Source organism: Geoglobus acetivorans (assembly GCF_000789255.1).
GTDB classification, from domain to species: Archaea; Halobacteriota; Archaeoglobi; order Archaeoglobales; family Archaeoglobaceae; genus Geoglobus; species Geoglobus acetivorans_B.
In genome coordinates, this window is sequence record NZ_CP009552.1 from 180,542 (window position 1) to 191,173 (window position 10,632).

The window sequence follows — 10,632 nt, forward strand, 5'->3', positions numbered from 1 at the left end:
CCATGAATTCTCAGTTTGACGGCCTTGCAGGGCGATACGACAGATGGTATGATACACATTCTGATTTGTTTGAAAAGGAGCTTGGGACAGTCTTTAAGCCTGACCCTCTTTCTCCTGAAATTGGTGTTGGGACAGGAAGATTTGCAGTTATGGAGAAAAAGATGAGCAGGCTTGTTTGCACGGATAACGACTTTGTATGCTATCTGTGCAGGCCGCTTTAGCTGGACTTTTTCGAATACTTCATGACGTTTCTGCAGAACTGGCAGATGCTGGATGTCGTTATCTCTCCACACTTCTTGCAGTACTTGTACTCGGTTTTCTCATCCCTGCGCTCTCTCGCCAGATTTCTGAGGACCGAAACTCTGTAGCCCGGAACCCTTTTTTCTATGTCATACACTATCTCCTTCCACACGGTTGATGGGGCGTGCGGACACTCCTCGCTGACAAAGGGCAACTCTCTTGCCAGAACGTAGAGGAGATTTTCACGCTCGCTCATTTCGTACAGGGGCCTTATTCTTCCAATCATCCTGTCGTATCCCTCTATCCTTGGTTTCTGCTTTTCACTCCACTCAATGTTTCCCGAATACATGTTTTTCAGCAGGTTCGCCAATATGTCTTCAGCACAATGCCCTGTCGCAATCAGATCGAACCCGCTTTCCCTCGCAAACCTGTTGAACAGGTACCTTTTCACATTGCCGCAAACGGAGCATGTTTTTCTCTTAACATCGTCTATCCTGAATCCGTAATCCTCTATTCTCACCACGTTCAGCTCGACATCAAGGATGCTGGAAACCTTCTGCGAGACTGCAAGGGATTTATCTGAATACCCTCCTATTCCGAGGTGAATGAAAAATGCCTCAAGCTCGAAATTCAGTTTTCTGGAAAGGGACTTCAGAGACATGAGCATTGCAACACTGTCCTTCCCGCCGCTCAGCGCTGCGAGGACTCTCTCATTTTTCCTTACCATTCTGTATCTTCTGACGGCAGATTCGACGGCACCCTCGTATTTCCTTATGAAACATTCCCTGCAGTAATATCTTCCCCTGAATTTTTCGAACGCCTTTTTCCCGCACGATGAACACATCATCTCGGCATGTTCGGTATGACGATTGAAAGAATTATCGAACCGAATATCAGTATTGAGAGGAACCTTGTGGATGCCTCTGCCACCCTTCTGCCACCGATCTTCTCCACAACGTCATAGTACACCCGTCCACCGTCCAGTGGGAGGGCTGGCAGGCAGTTGAAGAGACCAACATAGAAATTGATCCATCCCACCCAGTAAAATGTGTTCAGCGCAAAGAATATCCAGTCTCCTACCTGGGATGCAAAGAACGCTGTTATCGGGTATGAAAAGCTGTTGAAATAGACGATCGGCATTGAGATGAGGAAGAGCCAGCCTGCTGGATGAAGCAGCATTGACGGGATGTTTCTGAGAGTGTTAAGAATATTTTCAGCATAATAGTAGCTGAATGTGACCCCTGCAAAGTATTCCTCTACCTGAACACCTATGATGCCCCTTCCATTGCTGTCCCTGAGAGTGATGTCAAAGTTCCTGAACCTGTGTCCGTCGTAAACCTGGAGTGTTACCTTGTCCCCTCCTTTTTTCTCCTTCATTATTTTGAGAAAGTCGTCGAGTGTGTGGATTCTAACTCCATCAACACCTGTTATTATCCACCCTTCTCTGAATCCAGCTTTGTCTGCCGGGTAGTTTTTCACCACTCCGGCAATTTTCACTCCTGTAACTCCTTCAATCGTAACAGTCCTTCCATCCTTGAGTGTCAGAGTTATCCTGTCTGAATTTCCAACCGCTTTTGAAATGTCCTCCGGAGAGTGTATTTCAACGCCGTTGATCTCCATCACTATGTCTCCCGTTTTCAGCCGGGGATCATCGGATTTCAGCACGGCTACGGATGGTGTTATGAACCCGAGCAGGTAGAAAAATACTGAAAACGCGATAATGGCTGTTATAAAATTGCTTATAACCCCCGAAGAAAAAACTCTCAGTCTTGTTGACCTCCCTGCTTTTTGCATCAGTTCCTCCTCATCTGGCTCTGCAAATCCTCCCACAGGCACTAAGGCAACGAGGATTCCCAAGGATTTCACCCTTATGTTTTCTGAGAGGGCTGAGACTGCGTGGCTGAACTCATGGACTATGAGTGTTACAATAAGGCCGATAAGGCCCCACACTAAGGGGATGAATTTGTTCACGCCGGGGATGAGAAGGGCGTTTCTCGGGCTTGTAAGCTCCGAGGGTGGCGGTGGGGAGGTCAGCAGTGAGTAATCCATGAACAGTATCAGGATGAACATGAACACCATTCCAGCAAAAACGGCAGGTATGCCGGCGTTCCCGAGTATGATCCAGAGCCTTCTGTACCTCGCAAGTTTTTTGAGCAGATTGAGGCCTTTTTCTGTTCTTATCATCAGTATCGGACCATAGGAGCTGATGTTCCTCCTTTCGAGAACGCCTTTCTGTTTCAGCAACTCAACGATTCCCCAGTATATGAAGAACACGAGTAATCCGAGCTGAACGTTCATTGGGTTAAGGATTTGGTATTAATTAATAAAGTTTATTCAAACTCCTTTCCAAGAATGCGCTCTTCAATGCTGATTGTTTTTTCGAATTCGCTTTTGATCTGTGGTCTTGTAAGGTAAAAGAGCAGTCCTGCACCAATGGCGAGATTTGGGAGTGAAATGGAAATCATTCCGAGGGAAATAAGACCATACATGAGATGAAACGCTGAAACAATTATTGCGACATTTCTTCCCCAGTTTCTCCTGAGCAGGAGGCCTATGCCGGATAGAAGATACAGTATGGAAAAAACGACAGATGTGACAATGAATGCATTTGCAATCTGGTCTGTGTCTATGTTTTCCGGTATTTCATAACCTGCGGAACTTACACTTTTTTCAAACTCACTTATAAAGTCTTCTTTGGTCAACGCCACCGTCATGGCAATGTATGCCGAGACAGAGAACATGGTGAGCATGAAAACCGACACAATCACGATTCCAGTTTTCATACTATCCTGCTCAATGGTTAAAAATTTAAATACGTTGCGAATGCCTACTCATTATGTATTATTTCATTTACGTTACCACTCCCACCGAAGATGAAGCAAAAAAGATTGCAAAGCATTTGCTTGAAAAAAAGCTCGTTGCCTGTGTTAACTTCTGGAAAATAAACTCGATGTACTGGTGGGAAGGAGAGGTGCAGGAAGACGGAGAGTATGCGATGATCCTTAAAACAAAGGCTGAAAAGTTTTCTGAAGTCAGGGATGAGATAAAGAAAATACACAGCTACACCACTCCATGCATCTGCGCGATCAGCATTGAGGAGGGCAATCTGGAGTTTTTAAGGTGGATTGATAGCATTGTGGAAGGATGAGAGGGAAAACTGCTACCTTTGGTCAGCGGAAGAGAGTGAAGTATTCACACGAGAGATGGAAGTTGCTTGCGGAGAAAAGGAAGATAGCTGAAGAAATCATGGACACTCTTGAGAACCATGGAATACCCTCTATTGTCTACGGCTCTGTTGCGAGAGGGGATGTGAAAAAGAGCAGCGATGTTGACATTTTCATACCTCTCAACATCCCGTCTTACAAGGTTGAACTGGCTTTAAGGGATTTCAGCATTCTGGAGCGAAGGATAATTCAGGCCACGCCGAATTATGCCATTAAAGGTGAGATTGCGCTTGACATGGCCAATGTGAGCTTTCCACTTGTGAAGATGCGGGATAAGGAGCTTGACTTTTACAGGTTTGGCGGTTTTCTCGATCTCGATATGCTCAGGAGAGATGAGCGGGTTGCCGGAGTGGATAAAAGGCTCATGTTGATTGTTCCCGTGAAGGATGGTCATATGGAGATTCCTGCCAACGAGATGGACAAGAGTGAGCTTGCAGATTATCTCGACGTCGGTATAGAGATTGTAGAGGAGAGATTCAGAGTTCTTGAGAGGAGGAGAGAGATTGGGCGAACTGGGGTGTTTGTAAACGAACCCGTTCCGGAATTTGAAAGTTTTGAGTCCCATCTTTCTTCTCTTGCTCTTGAAAATGTCTTTCTGAGAAGGAGGATGAAACTTTTTTAAAACCTCTCTTCGGCTGAAAAGCGATGAGCGATATAATTCACTGGGCTGATGTTATTGCTGAAAGGATTCTATCTGAAAAGGATAGTGTGAGGATAGCCACCGGAATAACTCCCAGCGGTCACATTCACCTCGGAAATCTGAGAGAGATGCTCACGGCAGATGCAATACGAAGGGCGATCGATGAGAAGGGTGGTAAAGCTGAGATTGTTTACATTGCGGATACATTTGACCCCCTGAGGAAAAGATATCCGTTTCTTCCTGAAGAATATGAAAATTACGTGGGAATGCCTTTGAGCAGAATTCCTGATCCGGAAGGATGTCATGAAAACTACGCAGAGCATTTTCTCCAGCCATTCCTCGAGTCCCTCGAAATTCTTGGCATTCCTGTAACGTTGAAAAAGGCTCATGAGATGTATGAAAGCGGAGAGTATACCGGAAAAACGAGGACGGCTCTTGAAAAGAAAGATGAGATAGCAAAAATTCTGAAGGAGGTATCCGGGAGAGATGTTGAGGATGGCTGGAGCCCGTTCATGCCTGTGTGCAAAAACTGCGGCAGGCTGAATTCCACAAGAGTTACGGGTTTTGATGGAAAAAAGGTGAGCTATATCTGCAGAAGCTGCGGACATGAGGGGGAGAGCGACCTTACTGAAGGCAAACTGGTCTGGAGGGTTGACTGGCCTGCAAGGTGGGGTATCCTTGGAATTAATGTTGAACCATTCGGAAAGGATCATGCTGCTGCTGGAGGCAGTTATGATACCGGAAAGAGGATAGCAAAGGAGATCTTCGGAATAGAACCTCCTTTCCCCATCGTCTACGAATGGATAAATCTCAAGGGCAAGGGGGCAATGAAGAGTTCGAAGGGCATAGTCGTTCCGGTCAGAGAAATGGTTGAGATTCTTCCTCCAGAGATCGTTAGGTACATCATCATAAGATCAAAACCTGAGAGACATATCGAGTTTGATCCCGGTATTGGTTTGCTGGATGTGGTGGATGAGTTCGAAAATGCCTATCACCAGGGAGACAGAAGTGTCGAACTGTCTCTGGTCGAGAATGTTGTTTATTCTGATGTGCCATTCAGACATCTTCTGGTTGTCGGGCAGATTGCTGAATGGGACCTGGAAAAGGTACTGGAGATTCTGGAAAGAAATGGACATGAAATTGACGAGGATCTTAAGAGAGATGTTGAGAGAAGGCTGAAGTATGCAAGAAAGTGGCTTGAGAAATACGCACCGGAGAACCTCAAATTCTCTGTCAAAAAAAGCAGAGATGAAATCAAATCCGGGTTCAGCGAGGACGAAAAGCGGTTTCTGAACGAGTTTGCTGGATCTCTTGAGGATGACATGGATGCAGAAAAGCTACACAAACTGGTTTATGAAGTCGCTCAGAAAGTCGGTATAAAGCCTGAAAAAGCTTTTCAGGCGATTTACAAGGCAATTCTCGATACGAAGCATGGTCCGAGAGCCGGATACTTCCTGAGTTCTCTTGGGGTTGATTTCGTAAGAAAGAGGTTCATGGAGATATGAAGTTCAGAAGGATCGAGGCTGGCAGCTATTACTCCTATCTGTCTGAGGGCTGCAGGCTCTGCAGAAAAGGGGCCAAGATGGTCCTCTTTATAACGGGGAGCTGCCCCCATAACTGTTTCTACTGCCCAATATCTGAGGACAGGCGTGGGAAGGATGTGGTCTTTGCGAATGAGCGTTTCGTGGAGAATCTTGACGACATCGTTGATGAGGCTCTGAGCATGTCGGCGGAAGGTGTTGCGATAACGGGGGGTGAGCCTTTAACAAACCCGGAGAGGGTATACGAATTCCTTGAAATCTTCTCGCATGCCGGATTGCACACCCACATCTATACAAGCATCCCCGTCCGGGAGAGCATGATTTCGAAACTGTCTGAAAAGGGCCTGGACGAAATAAGATTTCACCCTCCAGAGCTTGAAAATGCTGAAATGTATGAGGCACCCCTGAAGGCAGCGAAGAAATCCGGAATTGAAGCTGGTTTCGAGGTCCCTGCTTTGAGATTTGATGAGGTTGTTGTTAAAATCGTGAACGGGAATGATGCATTTCTCAACGTAAATGAGCTCGAGTTCTCCGATTCCAATTACCGCAGGCTTATGGAAAGTGGCTGGGAACCGGGAGACTTTTATCAGGCCATAGGGAGCAAAGAGGTTGCCGATGAATACGCCCGGAAGGTCGATAAGTTTCACTTTTGCAGCGTGAAGTTCAAGGAAATAGCCCAGTTCAGGCGAAGGCTGATAAGAATGGCCTTCAATATGCCTGATTTTTACAGAGTTACAAAGGAAGGGACGGTGATATGTGGACTGGTTGAAGGCAATAAGGATGAAATCAGAAAATTCTTAATCCGCATGAATGCCCAGTTTACTGAGGTTGATGAGGGCTTTGAAGTTGATGTAGGTGTGGCTGAAAAGCTGAAGGACAGGTTTTATGCGTCGATTATTGAAAGGTATCCCACTGCAGAAAGGTTGATACTTGAAAAAGATCCGCTGAGGTGAGGACTTGAGGGCAGAGGAAATTGAAAGACGATTGAGGAAGTATCTGGAAAGAGACAGGACAGGTGTGAGGAAGAGCCTAATAAAACTGCTCATTGGAGGCAGAAAGTATACGACTGGGGAAATACACGAAATGCTGAAGAATCAGGGCTTCGAGTTAAACCCGAGGGGAGTTTCAGCAATGGTCGGACTCATGAGTGCAAGACTGGGCATTTTAAAGGTGGAGATGGGAGAAAAGAATAGATACTGTCTCAAAAGCGAGTATCTTGACCTGGTTAAGAATGTTTTGACGGAGTATGATAGCGAAAATCTATGAGCTCAGATTGTTGAGGAATGTCAGGAAGGGGGAAATCCCCAAGCATGTTGCGATAATAATGGATGGTAACAGGAGGTATGCCAGAAAGAGAGGCATGCCATCCCACATGGGCCATTTTTTTGGATCCCGCAAAGCCGAAAAGGTTCTGGACTGGTGCAGGGAAATCGGAGTCAGGGTAGTCACACTCTATGCCTTTTCAACCGAGAATTTCAGGAGGAGCGAAGAGGAAAAGAGGAATATCTTTGATCTGTTCAGGAAGGAGATGAACAGACTCCTTGAAGATCCAAGAACGCACAGAAACCGGATGAGAGTAAGGGTGGTGGGATACAGAGGTATGCTTCCCGACGACCTTGTTGAGGTGATTGAGCGGGTTGAGCGAAAAACTGCAGGATATGACAGGTTTTTCCTGAATATTGCCTTTGGTTATGGGGGAAGGCAGGAAATAATTGACGCTGTCAGGAATGTACTCCGGAAGGTCAGGGAAGGGAAAATTAAGCCGGACGATATTGATGAGAGGTTGATCTCCCACCACCTCTACTCGGATAATGGTTACGAGAACGTGGATATCCTCATAAGGACCGGAGGGGAGCAGAGACTTTCCAACTTCCTGCCCTGGCAGTGTGCCAACAGCATAACGTATTTCGTTGATGTTTACTGGCCGGCCTTCAGGAAAATAGACCTTTTGAGGGCTATAAGAACCTGGCAGAGTTTGAGGGCGAGGTATTATAAAGCAATGGTGTGAGGTGATGGTCATGGATAGCAGGCTTAAATATGAATTCAGAAGAAAACTCGAAGAACTTGAAAAGTTTAAGGGTAGGGGTACCGAACTGATCACCCTTTACATTCCTCCTGATAAGAATATTGCGGATGTCTCCGCTCAGCTTAGGAATGAGCTGAGTCAGGCCCAGAACATAAAATCTAAACAGACAAGGACGCACGTCACTGCTGGACTCGAAGCGATACTGCAAAGGCTGAAACTTTACAGAAAACCTCCTGAGAATGGAATGGTGATCATCAGCGGAGTTATTGATCTCGGAGGTGGAAGGGAGAAGCACATAACTGAGATCATTGAACCTCCCGAACCCGTGCCTCTCTACAAGTATCACTGCGACTCGACATTTTACCTTGAACCTCTGAAAGAGATGCTTGCCGAGAAAAAGGTATACGGATTGATTGTGCTGGACAGAAGAGAGGCGGCAATAGGTATCCTCAGGGGCAAGAGAATAGAACTTCTTGCATACGCAACTTCCAACGTTCCCGGGAAGCACAGACAGGGTGGTCAGAGCAGCGTGAGGTTTGAAAGGCTCAGAGAGATTGCCATCCATGAGTTCTACAAGAGAGTTGGAGACAAGGCAACGGAAGCTCTGCTTCCCTACCGGGAGGACCTGCTTGGGATTCTAATTGGGGGGCCCTCACCGACCAAGGAGGAGTTTTACGAGGGAGGTTACCTCCACCACGAGCTTCAGCAGAAGGTTATCGGGCTGTTTGACGTCAGTTATACTGATGAAAGTGGCCTCTATGAGCTTGTGGAAAAGGCAAGCGATGCGCTGCAGGAACTCGACCTGATGAGGGAGAAGAAGCTGCTGAACCGGTTCATGAAGGAGGTTATAAAGGACGGGAATGCAGCTTATGGTGAAGAGGAGGTTAGAAAGTATCTGAGTCTGGGTGCAGTTGACACTCTGCTGGTTTCTGAAGATCTGAGGTATGAGAGAGTCAGGTACCGATGCCCTGTCTGCGGAGAGGAGAAAGAGGTTACCATGAAGGAAAATACTGATAAAGAAATGATCTGTGAAAAGGATAATGTCAGGATGGAGGAAATCGAGAGAAAGGACGTCATTCTTGAGCTTGCCGAGCTTGCGGAGGCAAGCGGAGCTAAAGTGGAGTTCATTTCAGGGGAGTCAGAAGAGGGCGCCATGCTTAAGAACGCATTTGGGGGTATTGCAGCCATTCTCAGGTACAAACCAGAGGGATGGTAATGTTCAGGCTGTTTTATGATGAGGTTAAAAAAGCAACCGGGTTTGAAGATAAATTTCTGAGAGAAAGCGAGCATGCAGACCTTGCAAGCACAGTTGCGTTTAAACTTGCAAAAGAGCAGAAAAGAAAGCCCCAGGAAATTGCCGAGGAGCTTGTGGAAGATTTTGAATTTTCAGGGGATTACATTGGTAAAATTGAGATAGTCAATGGCTATATCAACTTCTTCGCCAGCGAGGAGTTTTTTGAAGATACTGTTAATGCCGTGCTGGATGAAGACTTCAGGTACGGAGAACTGAAGCTTGGGGGAGAGGTCCTTATAGAACACACGTCTGCAAACCCCGATGGGCCGCTGCATATCGGCCATATAAGAAACTCCATAATTGGCGACACTCTCGCAAGAATTTTCAGAAAGGCTGGCATTGATGTTGTGACTCAGTATTATGTCAACGACATGGGAAGGCAGGCCGCAATGGCCGTGCTGGGAGTTAAAAGATACGGTCTTGGCGAAGGAAAACCGGATCACGAGGTTGCAAGGGCATACATAAGGATCAATGCAGATGCTGAGGAAGACGAAGGCATAAATCAGGATGTGGAGAAACTGATGATCGAGTATGAACAGGGAAATGAGGAGGCAATCAAGCTGTTCAGAGATGTGATCGGCAAGGCTCTTGAGGGTATAAAGGAAACACTTGAGACGCTCAACGTCGAACATGATGGATATGTGTGGGAATCGGAGTTCATCAGGAACGGTTATGTCGACAGGATCTTTGAAATGCTTGAGGAAAAGGGGTTGCTTGAGCAGGATGGAGTCCATTACATCGACATGAAGAGGTTCGGGTTTGACAAGGATGTTATACTCAGGAGGGAAAACGGGACCACTCTGTACATAACGAGAGACCTTGCATACCACCTCTGGAAGAATGAAAATTACGAAAGGTTTGTGAACGTACTCGGGGCAGATCACAAGCTCATAGCAAAACAGCTTTCTGCAGTTCTTGAGGCGATAGGGCTTAGGCCTCCAGAAACTGTGTTTTTTGAATTCGTATCTCTGCCGGAGGGGTCAATGAGTACAAGGAAAGGCAAGTTCATCTCGGCGGATGAACTTATTGAGAAGACTCTGGTTGAGGCAGAGAAGATACTGGCCGACAGGGATTTTGATGCGGAAGAGAAGGAGAGGGTGGCAAGGGCTGTGGCGGTCGGTGCACTGAGGTTTGACTTTGTCAGGGTTTCGCCAGAAAAGCCCATGACCTTCGACTGGAAAAAAGCTCTGGACTTTGAGAGGCAGACTGCGAGCTACATTCAGTACACCCATGCCAGAGCGTGCAGCATAATGCGGAAAGCAGTAGAGAACGGCTACGCTGACCTCGAATTCAGTTATGAGCACATGGACGAAGTGGAGAGATCTCTGATTCTCCTCCTTTCGAAATTCTCGTATGTGCTGGAAAGAGTCGTGAACACTCTGAGGCCGAACGTGTTTGCCGAGTATGTCATGGATGTCGCCGAGAGATTCAATGATTTCTATCATCGAAATCCTGTTCTCGTTGAGGACAGTCATCTGAGGATGCACAGGCTTGCCATTGTTGATGCCACGAGGATTGTGCTGAGAAACGGTCTCGAACTTCTTGGAATTGAGGCTCTGGAAAGAATGTAGACCTGCAGTATCCTTAATTTACTGTTTTTTATAACTCTCTTTCCCTTCAGGTTCACTGCAGTTAAAGAAACCTTTATCTTCTCAGCGCTTTGAAAA

12 protein-coding genes are annotated in these 10,632 nt (G+C 46.5%); 9 read left to right on the plus strand and 3 right to left on the minus strand.

Features of this window, described 5'->3' with window-relative positions; all coding sequences use genetic code 11:
* Positions 1-2 precede the first annotated feature (2 nt).
* Positions 3-221 (plus strand): hypothetical protein, encoded by a 219-nt coding sequence (locus tag GACE_RS01085; protein ID WP_048090483.1) that lies wholly within the window; start codon positions 3-5, stop codon positions 219-221.
* On the opposite strand, the gene GACE_RS01090 is transcribed toward GACE_RS01085, so the two are convergent.
* From GACE_RS01090 to GACE_RS01100, 3 genes are read right to left on the minus strand one after another with little or no spacing between them, the layout of a single operon-like run.
* Positions 218-1,087, minus strand: coding sequence for an ATP-binding protein (locus tag GACE_RS01090; RefSeq protein WP_048090485.1), 870 nt, complete (start codon positions 1,085-1,087; stop codon positions 218-220). The genes GACE_RS01085 and GACE_RS01090 overlap by 4 nt on opposite strands.
* Positions 1,084-2,538: a site-2 protease family protein gene (locus GACE_RS01095; protein WP_048090487.1), complete on the minus strand. Its 1,455-nt coding sequence runs from the start codon at positions 2,536-2,538 to the stop codon at positions 1,084-1,086. The genes GACE_RS01090 and GACE_RS01095 overlap by 4 nt, the downstream gene beginning before the upstream one ends.
* A gap of 32 nt (positions 2,539-2,570) precedes the next feature.
* Positions 2,571-3,023, minus strand: a complete 453-nt coding sequence (locus GACE_RS01100) for a hypothetical protein (protein ID WP_048090489.1) — start codon at positions 3,021-3,023, stop codon at positions 2,571-2,573.
* Between the two features lie 53 nt (positions 3,024-3,076).
* Between GACE_RS01100 and cutA the strand changes: the two genes are divergently transcribed.
* Genes cutA through argS form a run of 8 tightly spaced genes read left to right on the plus strand, consistent with a single transcriptional unit; the run spans position 3,077 to position 10,536 of the window.
* Complete coding sequence (cutA, locus tag GACE_RS01105) at positions 3,077-3,388, plus strand: divalent-cation tolerance protein CutA (RefSeq protein ID WP_048090491.1); 312 nt, start codon at positions 3,077-3,079, stop codon at positions 3,386-3,388.
* Between the two features lie 35 nt (positions 3,389-3,423).
* Positions 3,424-4,086: a nucleotidyltransferase domain-containing protein gene (locus GACE_RS01110; RefSeq protein WP_318249243.1), complete on the plus strand. Its 663-nt coding sequence runs from the start codon at positions 3,424-3,426 to the stop codon at positions 4,084-4,086.
* Between the two features lie 23 nt (positions 4,087-4,109).
* Positions 4,110-5,609 carry a lysine--tRNA ligase gene (gene lysS, locus GACE_RS01115; RefSeq protein WP_048090495.1) on the plus strand — a complete coding sequence of 500 codons (1,500 nt, stop codon included), beginning with the start codon at positions 4,110-4,112 and terminating at the stop codon, positions 5,607-5,609.
* A complete protein-coding gene (locus tag GACE_RS01120) occupies positions 5,606-6,598 on the plus strand; it encodes a radical SAM protein (RefSeq protein WP_048090496.1) in 993 nt (330 codons plus the stop codon). Before lysS ends, GACE_RS01120 begins: the two co-directional genes overlap by 4 nt.
* 4 nt (positions 6,599-6,602) lie before the next feature.
* Positions 6,603-6,911: a DUF2551 domain-containing protein gene (locus tag GACE_RS01125; protein WP_048090497.1), complete on the plus strand. Its 309-nt coding sequence runs from the start codon at positions 6,603-6,605 to the stop codon at positions 6,909-6,911.
* Positions 6,892-7,653, plus strand: a complete 762-nt coding sequence (gene uppS, locus GACE_RS01130) for a polyprenyl diphosphate synthase (protein WP_048090498.1) — start codon at positions 6,892-6,894, stop codon at positions 7,651-7,653. The genes GACE_RS01125 and uppS overlap by 20 nt, the downstream gene beginning before the upstream one ends.
* Before the next feature lie 10 nt (positions 7,654-7,663).
* On the plus strand, positions 7,664-8,887 hold the full coding sequence (gene prf1 / locus GACE_RS01135) for a peptide chain release factor aRF-1 (RefSeq protein WP_048090499.1): 1,224 nt from the start codon (positions 7,664-7,666) through the stop codon (positions 8,885-8,887).
* On the plus strand, positions 8,887-10,536 hold the full coding sequence (gene argS, locus GACE_RS01140) for an arginine--tRNA ligase (protein ID WP_048093472.1): 1,650 nt from the start codon (positions 8,887-8,889) through the stop codon (positions 10,534-10,536). The genes prf1 and argS overlap by 1 nt, the downstream gene beginning before the upstream one ends.
* Positions 10,537-10,632 lie beyond the last annotated feature (96 nt).